The organism is Actinoplanes sp. NPDC051513, from assembly GCF_044454685.1.
In the GTDB taxonomy this organism is placed as follows: Bacteria; Actinomycetota; Actinomycetes; order Mycobacteriales; family Micromonosporaceae; genus Actinoplanes.
On record NZ_JBITDW010000027.1, the window covers coordinates 67,822 to 86,405 of the forward strand.

The 18,584-nt window shown below is 69.3% G+C and carries 20 protein-coding genes and 2 pseudogenes; 12 read left to right on the forward strand and 10 right to left on the reverse strand.

The window, feature by feature from the left end:
• Positions 1 to 2: 2 nt before the first annotated feature.
• Positions 3 to 896, reverse strand: coding sequence for a LysR family transcriptional regulator (locus ACIA5D_RS43620; protein ID WP_396036542.1), 894 nt, complete (start codon positions 894 to 896; stop codon positions 3 to 5).
• A gap of 303 nt (positions 897 to 1,199) precedes the next feature.
• On the opposite strand from ACIA5D_RS43620, the gene ACIA5D_RS43625 reads away from it, so the two are divergent.
• The 4 genes and pseudogenes from ACIA5D_RS43625 (at position 1,200) to ACIA5D_RS43640 (ending at position 4,037) form a co-directional block, all read left to right on the forward strand.
• Entirely contained in the window at positions 1,200 to 1,550 is a 351-nt protein-coding gene (locus tag ACIA5D_RS43625; RefSeq protein WP_396036543.1) for a saccharopine dehydrogenase NADP-binding domain-containing protein, read from the forward strand.
• A gap of 296 nt (positions 1,551 to 1,846) precedes the next feature.
• Positions 1,847 to 2,266 carry a hypothetical protein gene (locus ACIA5D_RS43630; protein ID WP_396036544.1) on the forward strand — a complete coding sequence of 140 codons (420 nt, stop codon included), beginning with the start codon at positions 1,847 to 1,849 and terminating at the stop codon, positions 2,264 to 2,266.
• A 426-nt stretch (positions 2,267 to 2,692) separates the two neighbouring features.
• Positions 2,693 to 3,289 (forward strand): annotated as a pseudogene (locus ACIA5D_RS43635) (hypothetical protein); the annotation flags it as partial.
• An 85-nt stretch (positions 3,290 to 3,374) separates the two neighbouring features.
• A complete protein-coding gene (locus ACIA5D_RS43640) occupies positions 3,375 to 4,037 on the forward strand; it encodes a hypothetical protein (RefSeq protein ID WP_396036603.1) in 663 nt (220 codons plus the stop codon).
• A 198-nt stretch (positions 4,038 to 4,235) separates the two neighbouring features.
• Here the strand turns inward: ACIA5D_RS43640 and ACIA5D_RS43645 are convergent, their stop codons facing one another.
• Positions 4,236 to 4,595 (reverse strand): nuclear transport factor 2 family protein, encoded by a 360-nt coding sequence (locus tag ACIA5D_RS43645; RefSeq protein WP_396036545.1) that lies wholly within the window; start codon positions 4,593 to 4,595, stop codon positions 4,236 to 4,238.
• A 91-nt stretch (positions 4,596 to 4,686) separates the two neighbouring features.
• Between ACIA5D_RS43645 and ACIA5D_RS43650 the strand changes: the two genes are divergently transcribed.
• Positions 4,687 to 5,277 (forward strand): TetR/AcrR family transcriptional regulator, encoded by a 591-nt coding sequence (locus ACIA5D_RS43650; RefSeq protein ID WP_396036546.1) that lies wholly within the window; start codon positions 4,687 to 4,689, stop codon positions 5,275 to 5,277.
• Positions 5,278 to 5,861: 584 nt separating this feature from the next.
• Complete coding sequence (locus tag ACIA5D_RS43655) at positions 5,862 to 6,815, forward strand: NADP-dependent oxidoreductase (protein ID WP_396036547.1); 954 nt, start codon at positions 5,862 to 5,864, stop codon at positions 6,813 to 6,815.
• A gap of 142 nt (positions 6,816 to 6,957) precedes the next feature.
• Here the strand turns inward: ACIA5D_RS43655 and ACIA5D_RS43660 are convergent.
• The 7 genes and pseudogenes from ACIA5D_RS43660 to ACIA5D_RS43690 form a co-directional block, all read right to left on the reverse strand.
• A pseudogene (locus ACIA5D_RS43660) lies at positions 6,958 to 7,841 on the reverse strand (leucyl aminopeptidase); the annotation flags it as partial.
• Positions 7,778 to 8,218, reverse strand: coding sequence for a M17 family peptidase N-terminal domain-containing protein (locus ACIA5D_RS43665; RefSeq protein ID WP_396036548.1), 441 nt, complete (start codon positions 8,216 to 8,218; stop codon positions 7,778 to 7,780). The gene ACIA5D_RS43665 and the pseudogene ACIA5D_RS43660, both read right to left, overlap by 64 nt.
• Positions 8,215 to 9,144: a DMT family transporter gene (locus ACIA5D_RS43670; protein WP_396036549.1), complete on the reverse strand. Its 930-nt coding sequence runs from the start codon at positions 9,142 to 9,144 to the stop codon at positions 8,215 to 8,217. The genes ACIA5D_RS43665 and ACIA5D_RS43670 overlap by 4 nt, the downstream gene beginning before the upstream one ends.
• A 244-nt stretch (positions 9,145 to 9,388) precedes the next feature.
• Entirely contained in the window at positions 9,389 to 9,826 is a 438-nt protein-coding gene (locus ACIA5D_RS43675; protein WP_396036550.1) for a winged helix-turn-helix transcriptional regulator, read from the reverse strand.
• A gap of 9 nt (positions 9,827 to 9,835) precedes the next feature.
• Positions 9,836 to 10,195: a hypothetical protein gene (locus tag ACIA5D_RS43680; protein WP_396036551.1), complete on the reverse strand. Its 360-nt coding sequence runs from the start codon at positions 10,193 to 10,195 to the stop codon at positions 9,836 to 9,838.
• 98 nt (positions 10,196 to 10,293) lie between these two features.
• The gene (locus ACIA5D_RS43685; RefSeq protein WP_396036552.1) at positions 10,294 to 10,533 is read right to left on the reverse strand and encodes a hypothetical protein; all 240 of its coding nucleotides are present in this window, start codon (positions 10,531 to 10,533) and stop codon (positions 10,294 to 10,296) included.
• A gap of 20 nt (positions 10,534 to 10,553) precedes the next feature.
• A complete protein-coding gene (locus ACIA5D_RS43690) occupies positions 10,554 to 11,480 on the reverse strand; it encodes an NAD-dependent epimerase/dehydratase family protein (RefSeq protein WP_396036553.1) in 927 nt (308 codons plus the stop codon).
• A 161-nt stretch (positions 11,481 to 11,641) separates the two neighbouring features.
• Here ACIA5D_RS43690 and ACIA5D_RS43695 point away from each other — a divergent pair, with 161 nt between their 5' ends.
• The gene (locus ACIA5D_RS43695; protein ID WP_396036554.1) at positions 11,642 to 12,589 is read left to right on the forward strand and encodes an AraC family transcriptional regulator; all 948 of its coding nucleotides are present in this window, start codon (positions 11,642 to 11,644) and stop codon (positions 12,587 to 12,589) included.
• 64 nt (positions 12,590 to 12,653) lie between these two features.
• Here the strand turns inward: ACIA5D_RS43695 and ACIA5D_RS43700 are convergent, their stop codons facing one another.
• Positions 12,654 to 13,535 (reverse strand): LysR family transcriptional regulator, encoded by an 882-nt coding sequence (locus ACIA5D_RS43700; protein WP_396036555.1) that lies wholly within the window; start codon positions 13,533 to 13,535, stop codon positions 12,654 to 12,656.
• Positions 13,536 to 13,640: 105 nt separating this feature from the next.
• Here ACIA5D_RS43700 and ACIA5D_RS43705 point away from each other — a divergent pair, with 105 nt between their 5' ends.
• The 5 genes from ACIA5D_RS43705 to ACIA5D_RS43725 all read left to right on the forward strand — a co-directional run bounded on the left by ACIA5D_RS43705 (position 13,641) and on the right by ACIA5D_RS43725 (position 18,544).
• Positions 13,641 to 14,465: a cupin domain-containing protein gene (locus ACIA5D_RS43705; RefSeq protein WP_396036556.1), complete on the forward strand. Its 825-nt coding sequence runs from the start codon at positions 13,641 to 13,643 to the stop codon at positions 14,463 to 14,465.
• A 489-nt stretch (positions 14,466 to 14,954) separates the two neighbouring features.
• A complete protein-coding gene (locus ACIA5D_RS43710; RefSeq protein WP_396036557.1) occupies positions 14,955 to 15,893 on the forward strand; it encodes an alpha/beta hydrolase in 939 nt (312 codons plus the stop codon).
• A 2-nt stretch (positions 15,894 to 15,895) separates the two neighbouring features.
• Positions 15,896 to 16,822 carry a haloalkane dehalogenase gene (locus tag ACIA5D_RS43715; protein ID WP_396036600.1) on the forward strand — a complete coding sequence of 309 codons (927 nt, stop codon included), beginning with the start codon at positions 15,896 to 15,898 and terminating at the stop codon, positions 16,820 to 16,822.
• 50 nt (positions 16,823 to 16,872) lie between these two features.
• The gene (locus tag ACIA5D_RS43720) at positions 16,873 to 17,349 is read left to right on the forward strand and encodes an anthrone oxygenase family protein (RefSeq protein ID WP_396036558.1); all 477 of its coding nucleotides are present in this window, start codon (positions 16,873 to 16,875) and stop codon (positions 17,347 to 17,349) included.
• 91 nt (positions 17,350 to 17,440) lie between these two features.
• Positions 17,441 to 18,544 (forward strand): GDSL-type esterase/lipase family protein, encoded by a 1,104-nt coding sequence (locus tag ACIA5D_RS43725; protein WP_396036559.1) that lies wholly within the window; start codon positions 17,441 to 17,443, stop codon positions 18,542 to 18,544.
• Positions 18,545 to 18,584: the final 40 nt, after the last annotated feature.

An 18,584-nucleotide genomic window follows, 5' to 3' on the forward strand; every position in this document is an offset into this window, starting at 1 on the left:
CATCAACTGCGCGGTGCGTCCGTCAGGGCATCGATCAGCGCGCGGACCACCGGCTGGGTGAGGGAGGACTCGCGCGCCGCGGCATAGACGGCCCGGACCGGCTCCGGATGGCGTACCGGCCGGATGACCACCCCGGGGTGGCGTGTCGCCAAGCCGAGCCGGGGAATGAGGCTGACGCCGAGGCCGGCCGCGACGAAGCCCTGAGCCGTGGTGTAGTCCTCGGACCTGGCGACGAAGTCGGGGGTGAAGCCGGCGGCGGCGCAGGCGTCGATGATCGGCTCCAGGCAGGGGCCCGGCGGCTCGCTCCCGACCCACGGCTCGCCGGCCAGGTCGGACAGGTGGATCGCCTCGTGCGCGGCGAGAGGGTGTGCGGTAGGCAGCACGGCGCGGTACGTGTCGTCATGCAGGTGGAGCACGCGGACGCCGGGGCGTACGTCGTCGGACGGGCGGCGGACCACGATGGCCAGGTCGGCCTGCCCGCGCTCGACCTCCGCCTGCGGGTCACCCGGTTCGGAGAGCCGCGGGTCGACGATCACGCCCGGGTACTGATCGCGGAGGCGGGCCAGGGCGGGCGCCAGCATGGTGGGCCCGACCGAGGCGAAGTAACGGATCGTCAGCCGCCCGGTGCGCCCGGCGCGCAGGTCGGCCAGGGCGGTCTCGGCCTCGGCGAGGTGCCGGCCGATGACGGCCGCGTGCTCGGTGAGCAGCCGGCCCGCGGCGGTGGGTCGTACGCCCCGGCCGGCCCGCTCGAGCAGCGCGATCCCGGCCTCCTTCTCCAGGGCGGCCACCTGCTGGCTGACCGCCGACGGGGTGTAGCCGAGATGGGTCGCGGCGGCGGTCACCGAGCCGCTGACGACCACGGCGCGCAGCACCTGCATGCGGCGTACATCAAGCATGTAGGAAAGCTTAAAACAGAGGCATAATCTTTCGCCTTTGCTTCCAAGTGGATGACGCATGGCCTTTCGACGCCTCGCCGCGTACGCCCCGCCGGGCGTCACCGCCCTCGGCGAGCAGTTCATGGCCCGCCGCGGTGGCGCCGCGCGACTACCGCCGCACCTTCCGCGCGCGTGAGTGATCCCGCAGGTGCGGGGGTGGCGAGGACCCCGAATCTGCGGGATGGGTTCGGTGCCGGCCGCGGACGAGCATTGGCGACGTCCGACGGCGCCGGGTGAGCCCGCGCCGCGCAGAAGGGATGTCACGTGAAGATTGCTGTCTATGGGGCTAGCGAATACACCGGGCGGCTCGTCGCCGCGGAGTTGCGCCGGCGCGGATTCGACATCGTCCTGTCCGGCCGCAGCGCCGAGCGGCTGCGGCAGGCCGCGGCCTCCTTGGGGCTGACCGGAACGAACGTGCGCGCCGCCGACGCCGCCGACCCGGACGCGCTCGCCGCGGCCTTCGAGGGATGCGCCGCGGTCATCAACTGTGCCGGGCCGTTCACCGCGTTCGGCCACACAGTGGTGCGCGCGGCGATCGCAGCCGGCTGCCACTACGTCGACACCAGCGCTGAGCAGGAGTTCGTGCAGTCCCTCTTCGAGACGTTCGGCGAGTAGGCCGAGCGGGCGGGCGTGGCGGTCGTGCCGGCCACCGGCTACGACATCCTGCCGGGCGACTTCGCCGCCCACCTCGCCGGGGTACGGGCCGAGCCGGTCGAAGAGCTCACCGTGGCGTACGAGCTCAGCGGATTCGGGATGACCCGGGGCACGCTGCGCTCGGCGTACGAGATGATGGGCGGCCGCCACCTCAGCTACGACGACGGCCAGTGGACGTGGGAGCAGCGCTCGCCGCGCCGCTCCGAGATCGTCTTTCCCGGCGCGGGCGTTGCGGAGCCGGTGGTCGGCTGGCCCCGATGCGAGGTGGCCACGGTTCCGCGCGCCACATCGCCACCCGGCGCTTCGAGGTGGTCGTCAACGCCGCGGCCGCGCCGCCGGAGTTCTTCGACCTCGTGCAGGCCCCGGCCGACATCGCGCATCAGATCATCGACGGCATGCCCGAGGGACCTGCCGAGGACGAGCGGCCCGAGGAGGCGTTCACGGTGCTGGCGGAGGCGGTCGGTGCGGACGGGCGGATAGCCCGGGCCGTGGTACGCGGCCGGGACATCTACGGATCCACCGCGGCGATCGCCGTCGAGGGCGCGCGCCGTCTGGTCGAGGACGGGGGCCGGTCCGGAGTGCTGTTGCCCGCCCAGGCGTACGACATCGCGGGTTTCCTGAATTTCCTGCGGCCGTACGGGTTCACCTTCGAGGTCGAGGTGCCGGCGACCGCGTGACGGTCTTTCGGGCGGCGACGCCCCGTGTGCGTCGCCGCCGAACTCGCCGTGAGCTCGGCGCGTGAGCCGAACCTCGAGCTTCGCGAAGACCGCGGATTCCGGTCAAGCGCCAGGAGGATGTCTCATAGTATCGTGAAAATAATATACGGAATACGTAGCATACAAAGCCGGATTTGTTCTGCCGACGTCCGCCGGGGCTCCCCTCCGGCAAGGCATTGCCCCGGCAGGCGAGTCCCTCGGCGCTGCGCCGCGGCCAGGGGAGTGGCCATGAGACCGTGGGAGATGCTGCTGGTTGTGGTGGACGCGTGGGCGTTGCTGGCATGGGTTTCCCCGCCGCTTCGCGGGATGCGCGGGCTGCGTGCGACGGTGGTTCTCGCCGTTCCGGCGACCGCTGCGCAACTGGGGCTGGAAGGCTTTCGATGGCAGATGGTGCCCGCGTACGCGCTGAGTGTCGTCTTTTCGGCGCTATGGCTGATCCGGACGAGCAGACCCGTCCAGCCCCCGGCGTCGCGGCGCTGGTGGGTACGGGCGACGGCCGTGGCCGGCGTCTGTGCGGCAGTGTTGGTGCTCGTCGTTGCCGGGTCCTTGCCCGTCGTGGTTCCGGTGTTCGGTTTCCCCGAGCCCACCGGGCAGTACCGGATCGGCACGGTGACCTATCACTGGGTCGATCCGGGTCGTGCCGAGCTCTTTACCGCTGACCCGAACGATCGTCGAGAGCTCGTGGTTCAGGTTTGGTATCCCGCCGATGCCGGTCCGTCGAGATCTCGGGCGCCCTATGTGCCCGATGCCAAGACGTTGGCCCCGGCGCTGGCGCGAGCCTTCCATCTTCCGGGCTTCGCGTTCGGGCACTTCAAGTACATCACGACGCACGCGGTGCCATTCGCGCCCGTGGCACGGGAAGAGACCCGGTACCCGGTGCTGATCTTCTTGCCCGGCTTCTCCGGATTTCGGCAGCAGAACACCTTCCAGGTGGAGGAGTTGGTGTCGCATGGGTACATCGTCGCCGCCGTCGATCAACCGTATGCCGCCGCATCGGTGGCTCTGCCGAACGGGCGGGAAGCGGCCGGACTGACCCGCGATCAGATGCTGCCCTTGGTCCGGGCGAGGTATGCCCCCGGCCTCGACGATACCGACGCTGAACGGCCAGGCGTTGCCGGACGGCGTGGTGCCGTATCTGGCGCGGGACGTGAGCTTCGCGCTGGACCGGCTCGAAGCGCTCGATCAGGGCGACCCGGCCGGCATCCTGGCCGGGCGGCTGGATCTGCGGCGTTCCGGAGTCTTCGGCGTTTCGCTCGGCGGCATCGTGGGCGCCGAGGCGTGCCGGACGGAATCACGGTTGCACGCCTGTCTTCTCATGGATGCACCGATGCCGACCGATGTCGTGCGGGACGGCCTGCCGCAGCCCACGATGTGGATCACGCGGGACGCCGCGACGATGCACCGGGAGGGCTGGTCGCCATCGGAGATCGAGGAGCATCGCAACAGCATGCGGGCGGTATTCCACGGCCTGCGGGCGGACGGCTACTTCGTGCAGGTGAGCGGCATGTTCCACCTCAACCTGACGGATTTCCCGTCCGTTTCCCCGTTGCTGCCCCGGCTCGGCATCGCCGGACCCATCGATGCCGGCCGGGCACACGCCATCGTCAATGCCTACACGCTGGCGCTGTTCGGCCACCAGCTCAAGGGCGCTCCGGCTGCGCTGCTCGACGGCCCGGCCAGCCAATATCCCGAGGTGTCGGTCGAATGTCGCCGATCCGCGCCCACCCGATGACGCTCCCAGCGGTTCGCCGGCCGCTGGGCGTCGACCGGCCGGGTCGTCGGGGGCGGCCCGGTCGGGCGTCACTCGGGCCCGAACGCCAGCACTGTTCCATGGGCGGCGGCCCCAACCGCCCGCAGCCGATGGGTCAGCACGCCACGGAGATTGCCGCCCGGTCCACTATCGCCGGCGGCATTCTCTGTGGCTTCGCTATCAGGCAGCGGCGCGCAGGGCCGCGGTGTCGAAGGCAACCAGGGAGTCGACGACCAGGCCGTCACGCAGGCGCATGCGGTCAATGCCCTCCCAGCTGAGCGATTTTCCATTGACGGTGGCATTACCCCGCCAGCTGACGAAGCACAGATCGCCCGCTGCGGCGTGATCGGTCACGGTGAGCCGGATGTCGGGGAAGCGGTCCACGATGGACGCCACCCGGTCCCGCCAGGCCTCGACACCGCGCAGCGGCTCGGCCAGGCCCGGATAGCGGAGCTCGATCTCGGGCGCGGCCAAGTCATCCACCCGGGCCGGGTCGGGCGCGCTCCAGAATCCAGCCCAGCGGTCTACGAAGTCCATCATGACTACCTCCAGCATTTACATACCTCGAGTACGTACCATTGGTATGTATCATGGGAACACACGGGAACCGATGTCAACCGAAGAGAGACCTATGCCACGCCGAACACAGGCCGAGCGTTCCGCCGCCACCACGGCCGAGTTGCTCGCGCACGCCAGCACCGCTTTCGGCAATGACGGCTACGACTGTGTCTCGGTGGAGGCCGTGGCCGATGCGGCCGGGGTGACGAAGGGCGCCGTCTATCACCACTTCGGCGGCAAACGAGAGCTCTTCCAGGCCGTTTACGCAGATGCCCACCACCGCATCGCGGCCCGTACGACAGGGGCCGTCGCCGGCGAGATGACCGGCTGGGCGCGGCTTGAGGCGGGAACGACGGCGTTTCTGACCGCCGTCGCGCGGCCGCGGCTGCAGCGGATCGTCGTTGTGGACGGTCCACGCGTGCTCGCCCCCGCCGTCATCCGCGAGATCGAGGACAGATACGCGGCGGGCCTGCTGCGCCAGGCGTTCTTCCGACTGCGCGAGGCCGGCGTCCTTATCCCTGGCGACGATGTGCTCCGCACTCGCATGGTGATCGGCGCCATCTGCGAGGCGGCCACCGCTGTTGCCGAGTCCTCGTCGCCCGCCGAAGCGCTGGGGGCCGCCCACGGCGAGATCCGCCACCTGCTGCGCGGCCTACGAGCCTGATCGGGCAAGGCCCGGGATGCCGGCACCGGCCCGACGATCTTCTCGGGCGGCTAGATAGGTCGACTGCGCGTGCCGTCCACCAGCTGGGCCACCCCGTTGCCGATGGACCAGTCGATGCTGCTGTTCTCGGTGAGGGTGATGACGACGTCCTGGCGCCGGGCTCGCCATCGTCGCGGGCCTCGCAGACGGAGCGGAGAGGCCCTGCGCCGCCTTCGCGCTGCCCGTCAGCAAGTCCACGCAGAGCTGGCATTTCCGCACGCTTCGCGAGGCCGGGCTCATCCGCCAGCGTGACGACGGCACGCGCCGGCTCAACTCCCTGCGACGCGACGACATCGACGCGCGTTTCCCTGGCCTTCTGGACCTGGCGTTGCGCGAAGCCGCGCACCTTTGCCCGACCGCCCTGACGGGGGCAGTGCCTGGGCGGGCGGCGGCGCCCGCCGAGGTGAGGACGTAGCCATAACCGAGGTTGTGGCGAGGCACTTTCGGCCAACGCGCGGTGCCGCAGACCGATGTGGCCCGATTCTGGCGCACATTGTCATTCCGGCCACTGGTAGCCGGCGCGCAACGGGCCGGATGCTGCAGTCATGCCAAACACGATGCGAGCCATAAGTCCGGTGACGTGGGGCGGCCCGGAAGTCCTCGCCGAGATCACGTTGCCGCGTCCCGATCCGTTGCCGACCGAGGTTCTGGTGCGGGTGCACGCGGCCGGGGTCAATGCGACCGATTGGAAGTCCCGTGCGGCCGGTGGTCTCGGCCTGTGGGGTGATCCGCCGATCCTGGGCCATGACGTTTCGGGCGTCGTGGAGGCGGTCGGCACCGGAACCACCGTGCTCCGGCCGGGTGACGAGGTCTTCGGCATGCCGTGGTTCCCCCGACAAGCGGGAGCCTATGCGGAGTACGTCACCGCACCGGCCCGGCAGTTCGCCCGGAAACCGGCCGGGCTCGACCACATCCATGCCGCGACGCTGCCGCTGGTCGGTCTGACGGCGTTGCAGGCGCTGGTCGACACCGCCGGCGTCCAGGCGGGCCAACGGGTCGTCGTGCACGCCGCCGCCGGTGGTTTCGGACACATCGCGGTGCAGATCGCCAAGGCACTGGGCGCTCACGTCATCGGCACGGCCAGCGCCGCGAAGCACGAATTCCTGCGCGGGCTCGGCGTCGACGAGGTGATCGACTACACCGCGGTGGACTTCGCGGAGGTGCTGCGGGACGTGGACGTCGTCATCGACCCGGTCGGTGGAGCGTACGGCCCCCGCTCGCTGCGCGTCCTGCGTCCGGGCGGGATACTGGTGTCCCTCGCGTCGCCCGCGGATGACGAGTTGGTGCCGGCCGCGGCGGAGGCGGGGCTTCGCGCCGGGTTCATGCTCGTCGAGCCCGACCACGCGGGTCTGCAGCGGATCGTGTCCATGGTGGACGCCGGTCTGCTGCGTCCGGTGGTCGACACGGTCCTGCCACTCGCCGACGCGGCCAAGGCGCAGGCCATCGGTGAGACCGGCCGCACCACCGGCAAGATCGTCCTGGCGGTGGCGGAATCCTAGCGCCTGTGCGGGTGCCGGGCGCCCGGACAGGTCCCGCCGGCGGTCTTGTCCAGGCGACGGGCGCCCGATGGTCTGGAGCCGACGCTTCGGTGGCACTCCCCATCCGTTCGCCGTAGTTGGCGATGTCGGCCACCCGCGAGTCCAGGCTCCGGCGCAGTTCGGCCGGTAATGGCATCGGCCAGGCCTGCTCGCCGGCCGCCTGGGCGGCGGCCAGGACCCGGTCTCGGAAGGCGTCGTCGTTGGACATCACCCCGAAGACGTGGTTATCCAGGCCGAACCGCATGGCAGCGGTCAGGGTGGCCACGTCCACGATCACGTCGGGCCGTTCCTCGCACGCGCGTAGGAGGGCGTCGGCGAGCACGAGGCTCCCTCGGCGTCGGTGTTGAGCACCTCGACCGTCCGGCCGCCGTACATCCGCAACACATCGCCCGGACGCACAGCAGAGCCGGACGGCATGTTCTCGGCCAGCGCGAGCCAGCCGGTGACGTTGACCGCGAGGTCGAGCCGGGCGACGGCCAGCACGGCGGCGAGCACGGCCGCGGCGCCGGACATGTCGCGCTTCATGATTTCGTTGGCCCCGACCGGCTTCAGCGAGATGCCGCCGGAGTCGTACGTGATGCCCTTGCCGACGAAGGCGAGGTTCGTCGTCGCCTCGCGATGGGTGTGGGAGATCCGCACCAGCCGCGGCGGTCGGGCCGATCCCTGCCCGACGCCGATGATGCCGCCGAAGCCGCCCGAGGCGAGCGCCTCCTCGTCGAGTACCTCGACCGCCGGCCCGTACTCCCGGACGGCTCGGATCGCCGCGGTGGCGAAGCTCTCCGGATACAGGTCGTTGGCCGGCGTGTTGATCAGGTCGCGCGCCCGGTTCAGTTCCCCGCCGAGCACCTCGGCGCGTCGCACGGCGGCTTCGGCATGCGTCCGGGAGTCGAGGCCCGCGACGATCGTCAGCGTGCGGACCGGGATCACCTGGTCGGTGGTGCGGTAGACGGAGAAGGCGTACGCACCGAGCAAGCCACCCAGCGCCACCGCCTCGACACCTCGGCCGTCTCCGCCGGCAGCGCCAGGACGACCGCTTCGGTGCCGGCCAGGGTCCGGGTTGCCACCCCGGCGGCTCGCCGCAGCGCCTCCGCCTCGTAGCGGTCGTCGGGGGCGTAGCCGAGGCCGACCGCGAGAATCAGTCCGAGCTCGATGCCGGCCGGTGCGGGAAGCTTGACCGCCTCACCCTCGGCGCCGGTCACGCCGAGCGCGCCGAGGAATTCGATGAGCCTGCCGGCGAACGCCTCGTTCACCACCGTCGCGCCGGGTGCCAACCTCGGCCCGTCGGGACCCTTGGCGACGCCGACCACGATGCAGTCCGCGGGCAGCGCCGCGACAGGGTCCGTGGTTACCGTCAGCGGGGTCACGGTCGCACATCCTGTTCTTGCCGCGGACGGCGGCGAATCACATCCGCCCGTGGCCGTGGCGCCGGAAGGCGGGTCAGAGCGACCCCGACGAGCACGACCGCCATCCCGCCGGCGGTCCGGAGGCTGAAGCCCTCGTCGAGGAAGATGACGCCCAACGCCACCGAGACGACCGGCAGCAGGTAGCCGACGGTTGCCGTGTTCGTGGCACCCTCGGCGGCGATGGTTCGGTAGGTGAGGTGGAACGTGGCGCCGGTAGCGAGGACGCCCAGGATCACGACGGCGACAAGGGTCTTCCAGCCGATCTCGATCGGCGTCAGCCCGCCGGCCGGCAGCGTCAACGCGGTCAGGCCGGTCGCCGCGACGAGTTGCGCCGCGGACAGCGAGATGGTGGGGATGCCCTGGCCGACCAGGTTGCGGCCCATGTAGGTGAAGCCGATGGCGTAGCTCACCGCCGCGGCGACGATGGCGAGGGCGCCCCAGCCGATCGGCCCGGTCGTCTGCCACGGAGCGAAGATCAGCACGACGCCGGTGAACCCGAGCAGGAGCCCGCCCAGCCGAACCGGCCGGAGTCCGCGCTCCGCGCCGGTGGCGACGCCGATCAGCAAGGACCACAGTGGAGTCGTCGCGTTCAGCACGCCCGCGATCCCGGAATCGACGGTCTGCTGGCCGATGCTGAACATGGCGAACGGCAGGGCGTTGCAGAAGAAGGCGGCTACGACGATGCGGCCCCAGATCACCCGATCCCGCGGTAGCCGCCGGCCCGAGGCCAGGCAGGCGACCAGCAGAGTGGTCGATCCGACTACGCACCGGCTGAGCGTGACCTGCACCGGAGCCAGGGCGTCCAGAGACAGTTCGATCCAGAGGAAGGTCGATCCCCACAGCAGGGCCAGTACGCCTATCCGCGCCCATGCCCAGGTCCTGTGCATGACATCGTCCTTCGATCGTTCCCCTTGGTCGCTCCCCTGGACGGTGCCGCACCCAACTCGGTAGAACAAGCGAAAGGTTCTACACCTCTGTTAAGTTGTGCTACATGTTCGATGTGTGACGTTGGCAAGGCCCGGACGACGTCCGGCGATCGACTGCGCGCAGCGTTCGCGCCGCGTGCGGCGCTTAGCCACCGACCACGGCATGCTGGCCGTTTCGGCCGAACGATCCGGCAGTTGAGCGGGATCAGCCCGGCATTGCGCTGAAGTCGTGGCGCAGGCGAGCGTTGTTGACCTCGTTGATGTGCCGCTCGGCCCAGTCGCGAACGGCCGCGAGCGGGGCGGTGAGGGTGTGACCCAGCGGTGTCAGCTGGTACTCGACCTTGGGCGGCACGGTGGGGTAGGTGGTGCGGGCGACGAGCCCGTCACGTTCGAGGCTGCGCAGGGTCTGGGTGAGCATCTTCTCGCTGACGCCATCGATGGCCGTACGCAGCTCGCTGTAGCGTTTTGGCCCGGTCGAGAGGCAGCCGACGATCAGGGCGGTCCTTTTGTCGGTGATGCGGTCGAGCACCTGACGCGACGGGCACGGTGCGCTGTAGACGTCGGCGGGGCGGCCGTCGGGCAGCCAGGCCAGGAACCGGCCCGGTGTTCCGGGCCGGGGGCGCCGGGTGCGTGGCGTACGCATGAGGCGACGTTAACCCGCGACGACGCCACTGGCCCACGTGCGGCGTGCCACAGGCGGCAGCACGCGGCAGAAGACGTTCCCGGCGAAGTTGCCGCCGGCCAGGATCGTGTGGTCGTCCTCGAGGTCCTTGAGCAGCTGCTCGCGGGTGGTCGCGCCCTGAGCCGGGTCGACGTCGAAGGCGAAGGTCCAGTGGCTCTCGGTCACTTGTACCTGGCAGTGCATGACGTCGCCGAGGATGATCAGGCGGCGCGGGTCGTTGCCGGCCGCGTCGGTGATCTGCAGGCTGCTGTGGCCCGGGGTGTGGCCGGGCGTGGCGCGGATCCGGACGCCCGGGGCGATCTCCTCGTCGTCCTCGACAAATTCGATCACCGGAGCGAGCGCTGGTTCGGCGACTTCACCGGCGGCCGGGCGCTACGCCTGGCCGGCAGCGAGACCGTCGGCGGGCTGGTCGTGCTCACCTACCGGCGTCAGTCCTGACGGCGGCGTAGCAGGCCGTCGATCTCGATGCCGACGTCCTCGCCCCACTTCCGATCGAGCGGGTCGTTCACCGCGCCCGACCCGATCATCAGCAACGAGTAGCGGCGGCCGGGCGCGCTCGCGGCGGCGCACAGGGCCTGCCGGCGCCGGCGCGCCTCGGCGGTCGTGCACGGCCGGCCCGCGCTGCGTCGTGGCTGCCGGTATGCGACGTTCCTGATCGATGCGGTCACCCACGGCCGCGTCGATGTGCTTACGCGCCGGAGCTCATGGCAGTAGCGGTTTCGATCAGGACGTCGTCGAGGGGGGTGGGCTCGAGGCCGAGGATCTGCGCCGCCGGCGAGGCATCCAATACGGCGGGTCGCTGGTAGAGGTACTGCATCTCCGGCACCTCGGCCATGACCGGGTCTGAGATGGCCAGGTTGTGCAGGTCGAGCGGCGACATATTGATCAGTTCGGGGGCGGGCGCGCCGGCCAGCTCGGCGAATCGGACCGCTACCTCGCGCACCGATCCGTCGGAGACGGGTGGCACGTGCCAGGCCCGTCCCCACGCTCGCTCGTCCCGGCTGAGAGCGACGAGCATGCGGGCGACATCACCGGGGTACGCCCAACTGTGCGGCGCGTCCAGATCCGCCGGCATGTGAACCGGCGTTCCGGCCAGCACCGGCGGCACGACCATCAGGGTGAACATCGACACCGAGCCGGCACCGATGAAGTCACCGGGTCGTACCTCGGCGAAACGAATCCGCCCCTGATCGTGGGCGGTGATGGCGTCCTGCCACATCTGCGCCCGGACCCGCCCCTTGATGGTTGTCGGCGCCATCGGAAGATCCTCGGTCATCGGCCCGGATACGGGGCCGTACCCGTAGATGTTGCTGAGATTTATGTAGTCGGCGCCGCTACGTTCGGCTGCTGTCAGCAGCGCGGCCGCCAGGGCCGGAGTTTCGATCGGCAACATGTTGTAGGCCGGCGAGGCGCAATTGAACAGTGTGCCGGCGCCCTGGGCGAGCTCGGTCAGGACGGCGGCGTCGCTGGCGTCGGCGGTGATCCGTTCGATGAGCGGATGATCTGGCCCGGCGCCGCGTCGGCTGAGGATGCGGACGCGGTCCCCGGACTCGGCCAGCAGGCGGGCGGTGGACGTCGCGCAGTGGTTGGCTCCGACGACAATGTGCAATGACATCGAGGTTCCTTCATGGTCGTGGGGCGGGCTGTGTGTGCCGGATGTCGACCGACATGTGGACAGTCCGACCGTATGGTCCGTCCGTGAGACGCCCAAGCACGCTGCGTCTTGCATGCATATCCGTTCGTCTCGCTCAGGAAGAGCATGGGTAACATCGCCGCATGGACTTGCTCGGCGATGCCCTCGCCGCCATGCGGGTCGGACAGGCGAGCTCCCGACGGGTCGAGCTGCGAGCCCCATGGGGTCTGCGTTTCGACAACGTCGCGGGGGCGGGCTTCCACGTCGTGCTGCAGGGGTCGTGCTGGCTGCTGCCGACGGATGGCGTTCCGATACAGCTCGTACCGGGCGACGTGGTGCTGCTGCGCGGCGGCCGCGAGCATGGCCTCGCCGACAACCCGGCGACAGCGCTCGAGCCTTTGCCATCGTCATGGCCGGTCGAGTCCGGGCACGACGATCTCGGTGCCCGAACGGTCCTGCTGTGCGGCGCGTACCACCTCGACCTGGGCCGCCCGCATCCGTTACTGCGTGACCTGCCCGACGTCGTCCACCTGCCCACCAGGTACGGACGGCACGGGCCGCTGCGCGCCGCCGTCGACCTGCTGACCGGCGAGCTGGACACCACGAGCCCGGGCGTCGGCGCCGGAGTGCCCGTGCTGGTGGACCTGCTCTTGCTCTACATCCTGCGCGCCTGGTTCGAGGACCAGGAGGCAGCGGGCCGAGCGTGCGTTTGGACCGCCGTGCTGGGCGATCCGTCAATCCGGGCCGCATTGGACGAGATGCACCGCGACCCCGGCCGCCCGTGGACGGTGGCCGAGCTGGGTGCGGCCACCGGGTTGTCGCGCGCCGCGTTCGCGCGCCGTTTCAACCGTGCGGTCGGACGCCCACCCCTCGGTTACCTGACCTGGTGGCGGATGACCACAGCCGCGCGGCAACTGCTGGATACTGATGCCCCGCTGTCCGCAGTCGCCGCACGAACCGGATATACCTCCGAATTCGCGTTCGCCAGGGCCTTCAAACGGGAGTTCGGAACCGCGCCGGGCCGGTACCGGCACCTTGCCGGCAACGCGAACGGGTCTTCCGGTCATGGCCCGTTGCCCCGGCGTGCCTGACGCCGCCTCCGGTCGTATGCAGGGCGGCGTGTACACGCTCGACGCGCCCGCCCGCACGAACTCGTCAAGCTATCCCGGTGAGGGCGTCCAGCAGGTGGTGTAGCGCGGGGACGGGGCGGCGGGCCGGAACCGCGAGCGAGGTGGTGATGGCGGGCTGGTCGAGCGCGCGAATCGCGACTCGATGAACCGACGGAAGGGTGCTGACCTCGTAGAAGATCGTCCAGGAAGGCGCGCCGACTCCGATCGCGGTCAATGTTGTCAGCAGGTTGGTGAAGGGTGGTCCTGGCGGTGGCTTGATGCCGGCCGTGTGACAGAGGGCTTCGATCAGGTCGTAGAACGGTGGATTGTTCTGTCGCGCTGCCAGTCGTAGCGGCAGCTGCTCCAGCTCCTTCAACTGTTCCCGATGTACGACCGAGCCCGAGGACACCGGATGGTCGGCCGGCAGAGCGACGTACAGCGGACTGGTCCAGATAGGAAGGAACCGCACACCGGGGCTGGTGGCGAGGCCGCGAACCAGCGCGGCGTCGAGCTGCCCGGAACGCACAGCCTCGATCCGTTCAGCGGGTGCGGCTTCGATCAGACGGACCTGAACCCGCGGCGCCGCCGCAGCCAGCTTGTTCAGAGCCTTATAGAGCCGGCCGCCCGTCTCGTGAATGGTGCCGAGCCGGAGCACGCCGTCCTCGCCGGCGACGACTCCCGCGGCCACCTGACTGATGCGGCCCGCAGCGTCGAGCAGCGCACGCGCCTCGGGCAGAAGTCGTTCCCCGGCTCCGGACAGGCGCACCAGGCGGGTCGACCGGTCGAAGAGGCGCACGCCCAGCTCATGTTCGAGCCGCTGGACCTGCTGACTCACCGCGGATTGGACGATATGCAGGTGCTCGGCGGCCCGGCTGAAGCCACCGTGTTCCGCCACCGCGACGAAGTACTCCAGCTGGCGGATCTCCACGGGGCCCCCATTGATCGATTCCGGTGATATCTGTCAGCTGCAACTGCTTCTGGTTCGCATCCTGTTCCGGCGATTGACTGTGGTTCCTGAGAAAAGAGGGCTCACATGTCAACCAACGTCGGAAACAGGCTTGCCACGGTGGTGCCGTCGGGGACTGCCGACGTCGTCGAACTGCCATCCGGCAGCGCGTTCGAGCTGCTCGCCGATGCCAGTGCAGCCCGCGGTGCCGTCAGTGTCAACCGACTCATCCTCACCTCGGGTGCGGACGGCGCGAACCCGCATTACCACGAGCTCTCGGACGAAACGTTCTACGTTCTGGACGGAGTGATGGAGTTCCTGCTCGGCGAAGAACTGGTCACCGTCGGCGCGGGCGGACTGCTGGTCGTGCCGCCGAAGCTTCCGCATGCGTTCGGGGCCGCTCCGGGCGTGGCTGCCGAGGTCTTGGTCGTCATCGCGCCCGGGGTCGAGCGTTTCGGATATTTCCGGCAGCTGGAGCGGATCGCGTCGGGCCGGGAGCCGTCGGACAGCCTGCTGCCGCAGCAGGAGCGCTACGACGTCCATTTCACCTCGGATGAGATCTGGCGCCGTACTCGAGACCGCTCGTCACGACGGATCCGGAGGGAAAAAGATGACGACGCGGGGGATCGGCTCGCGGCGGCCGTCCGGCGGTCCGCCGCCAAGGCACCACTTGGCATTGATGATTTGGATTGCTGTCTTCCCGACCCTCACCGTGCTGCAGCTTCTCGTCGGCGATCTGATGCAAGACGTTCCGCTGGTTTGGCGGACGCTGGTCCTCGTCACGCTCACCGTGCCGATCGTCGTCTTCGGCCTCCTGCCCCTGCTGCAGCGGCTCCGTACCCGTTTGGTTCGTCGCTTCGAGCCAAAAGAGTCCGAAATCTGACGGTATCAGTCGAGATATCGAGGAGGTGAAAGCAATGTCCCGTACCTGGTTCCCTCGGCGGTAGCGCGATCCTGAAGGAATGAGGTGGCAATAGCATTTCGCCACCTCATTCCTTCAGGGTGCGGTATTTCCCGTGCCTGAAGGAGCGCGGGCCGGATCAAGTGGCCGCGCACGGGTGGCCCGCATCGTGCCCTGCCCGGGAGAGCGAGGGGTGCCCGAGCGCCCGGCATCGTCAAGTGCTCGCCGTCACAGATAATACGGAACTCATATGCTACGTTCCCGGTAGCCGATGCCGCCAACGTGGAGGGGCCGCCGTGGAATCAATCGCGTCGCTCCACCGCACGGGTCGCAATCGACAGGCCTCACCGGCAGGTCACGGCGCAGGCCGGAAAGCCGACCGACGCAGCCGCCCGCCACCGGTCGGCGCTGCATCAGGACATTCGGACATCGGCCGCCGTGGCACCCGCCGCGCAGCAGGCAGCGCGGGTAGAACTCAGAGGACTGGAGTTGTCATGATCGTGGAACGCGAGAAGGTCCGATTCATCAGCGGCGGTACCGAGTGCGCCGCCTGGCACTATCCGGGAACAAACGGCGGCTGCGTGATCATGACCGGCGGATTCGCGGTGACCAAGGAGCCGGGCACCGACAGGTTCGCGAAGCGGTTCCACGAGGCCGGGTTCTCCGTCCTGGCCTTCGACTATCGACATCTCGGCGAGAGTGGTGGTGAACCTCGCCAGGTCGCGCGCCTGCGGGAGCAGTTGTCCGACTGGCAGGCCGCGATCGAATTCGCCGGGACCCTGCCTGGCGTCCACCCGGCCAAGCTCGCCGTATGGGCGTTCTCGTTACCTGGTGGCTATGTCTTCCCCATCGCGGCGCAGAACCCTCAGCTTGCGGCGGCGATCGCGCAGACGCCGAACGTCGATGGTCCGGCTTCCGCACGCAACGCGGCTCGCCATCAGAAGCCACTGGCCATGCTGCGCCTCATGGGCAGGGGAATCCTCGACGCACTCGGCGGTCTCGTCGGCCGCCGTCCTGTGCTGGTTCCCCTCGTCGGCGAGCCGGGCAGTGTCGCCCTGTTGACCACGCCGGACGCACGCCTCGGCGACGAAGCTCTCAACCCGGGCAACAAATACCCGGACTGGCAGCAGACCGTGGCGGCCCGCTCCGCGCTCCGTGTCACCTTCTACCGGCCCGGCCGCTACGCGTCCCGAGTGCAGAGTCCATTGCTGGTCGTCGTCTGCGACCAGGATCAGTCAGCGCCTGCCGGACCCGCCGTCCGCGCCGCACGACGGGCGCCCAACGCCGAGGTGATCACCCTGCCGGGCGGCCACTACGCACCATTCATGGACGCACATGAGCAGGCCGTCGAGGCCGAGCTGTCCTTCCTGCGCCGGCACGTGCTGGGACTGCAGGTCAAGAACCAAGGCGTCACCGCCCTCCGGACGGTGGCCCGATGACCATCGACAGCTTCCGCACTCCGGACGCCCGCTTCGACGGACTGCCCGACTACCCGTTCGAACCGCACTACGTCGCGATAGACGCCGAAGCGCAGCTGCGGGTGCACTACATCGACGAACGACCTGATCCAGCCGAGGCATCCGGCGAGACCGTGTTGCTGCTGCACGGTGAGCCGACCTGGAGCTACCTCTACCGCCACATCATCCCGCCGCTGGTCGCGGCCGGACATCGCTGCGTCGCCCCGGACCTGGTCGGCTTCGGCAAATCCGACAAGCCTGCCGACCGGTTCGCCTACACCTACCAGGCGCACGTCGACTGGCTCCGCGAGACGGTCTTCGATCGCCTCGACCTGCGCGATGTCACGATGGTCTGTCATGACTGGGGCGGCCTGCTCGGCCTGCGCCTGCTGGCCGAACACCCGGATCGGTTCCGGCGCGTCGTGGCGATGAGCACCTCGCTGCCCACCGGAGACCGGGAACCCAGCGGCCCGCTCTCGATTTGGCTGCAGCTCAGCCAACGGGCCAACCCGTTCGAGGCGGGCGCGGTCGTGGACCGCGGCACCGTCACCCAGCTCGACCCCGCAGTCCGGGAGGCTTACAACGCTCCCTTCCCCGACGAGCGCTACCTGCAGGGCGCCCGACAGTTCCCGCTGCTGATTCCCCTCACACCGTACGACGACGCAACCGTACCGAATCGCGAGGCCTGGTCGGTTCTCCAGGCCCTGCCCCTCCCCTTCCTGTACGCACACGCCGAAAGCGACTGGGGCGTCGGCGAGGGGAGGACAACACTGCGCGACGGCATCCCGGGCGCACAGGAGGTCGTCCTCGAGAACGCCGGCCACTTCCTCCAGGAGGACCGTGGGCCCGCGCTCGCCTCGGTGATTGCCGATTTCATCCGCTCCACGTCCACCACCGGGAAGGATTCGTGACCGTCATGTCCGCGAGCTCCATTCTCAAACTTCTTCGTGGGGCCGGCCTGGTGTTCACCGGGCTCTTCGCGGGGTTCCTGCTCGGGGTGCTCGTTCTCGAGATGTCGTTGCGGGACTACGGTGCCGCGGTCTACACGCAGGTACGGCAGGTCGAGTTGGACTCGCTCGACACCCTGGCCTCCGCCACGTTGATCCCGGCGCTGATCTGCACGGTGATCCTGGCCGTCCTCACGTTCAGGGCCAGAGGCAATGACCGGTGGCTGGTGCTGGCCGCGCTCGCGATGCTGGCGCTGGTTTTCGTCACGTCGCTGGCGGTCAACCTGCCGATCAACGGCGATCAGACCGACTGGTCGGTGCAGTCTCCGCCGTCGGACTGGGCGAGCGTTCGCGACCGCTGGCAAATCGCACACGCGATCCGCGCCGTCGCTGCGTTGCTGGCGTTCTGCTCGTTGACCGCAGCGGCAATCATCCGCACGGCACGGCGTCGGACCACCGTCGGAGCCGGCCGGGTTCCCATCGACGCCTGAGTCAGCGCCGCCACCGGACGACTGTCCGGCAAGACCGTCGTGGTCCCGGCGTGAGCGGCAGAAACTCCCACAAACAACGATTGGACCGAGCATGATCTGGACAGCCGGCTTCCGCACCGCGGTGATCAGTCCCTACGAGCAGATCCAGTTCACCGAGCCGCGCGGCTTCGCCGACCAGACGGTGCGTCAGGTGCTCCACATGGCCGGTGGCGGAGAACGCGTCCGCGTACGCCTGACGAACCGCTACGGCCGGACTCCCTTGACCATCGCCGCCGCAACGGCCGCGACGGAGCATGGGCAGACCGCCCTTACCTTCGACGGTGCCGAGAAGGTCACCATTCCGCCCGGCGAGGACGCCGCGAGTGACCCGGTGGATCTGCCCGTCGACCCCGGTGCCGACCTGTCTCTGAGCATCTATCTCCCTGAGGAGACAGGTCTGGCCACCTACTCCCACAGGCCCGCGGAAACCGCTCACATCGTAGGCGGGAACCACGTCACATCTCCCGTACTCCGGGAGGCTGAGCAGCAGGAAGGCCGGTTCTACGTCTCCGGTGTCGACGTGCTCACCCCGAACGTCACTCCGATCGCCGTGGCGTTCGGCGACTCCTGGTTCGAGGGGGTCGGCTCCACGATCGGCGCGAACAACCGCGCGGTGGACTTTCTCAACCGGCGGCTCAACCGGGGATGGGTCGTCAACCAGGGCATCGCCGGAAACCGCCTACTGCTCGACGAGGTCGGCAGGCATGGGCTGGCCCGGTTCGACAGCGACGTTCTCTCGATTCCCGGCCTGACCCACGTCTTGGTGCACTTCGGCATCAACGACCTCGGTCTGCCCGGCATGTTCGGCGGGCGGCCCGTCACCGCCGACGCTCTTGTCGAGGGGTTCGAAGCCCTGGCCGACCGCGCCCACGAGGCCGACCTGAAGATCCTCGCCGCCACCATCGGCCCCTTCGCCGGCGTCGTCTTCCCCGGAGTCAGCACTCCCGAGGGCCTCGCCGCCCGACGCGAGGTGAACGACTGGATCCGCACCACCAACACGTTCGACGCCGTCTTCGACGTGGCCCGAGCGGTCGAGAGCCCCGATGCCCCCGACTGCATCGACCCCGCCCTGGACAGCGGCGACGGCATGCACCTCAACGACAAAGGCCACCAGGCCATGGCCAACGCCGTAGACCTGGAAACCCTCACCCTCTAGAAACTCCCTCGCCTGTCTCCCCAAGCCACCGGGCCGGCCC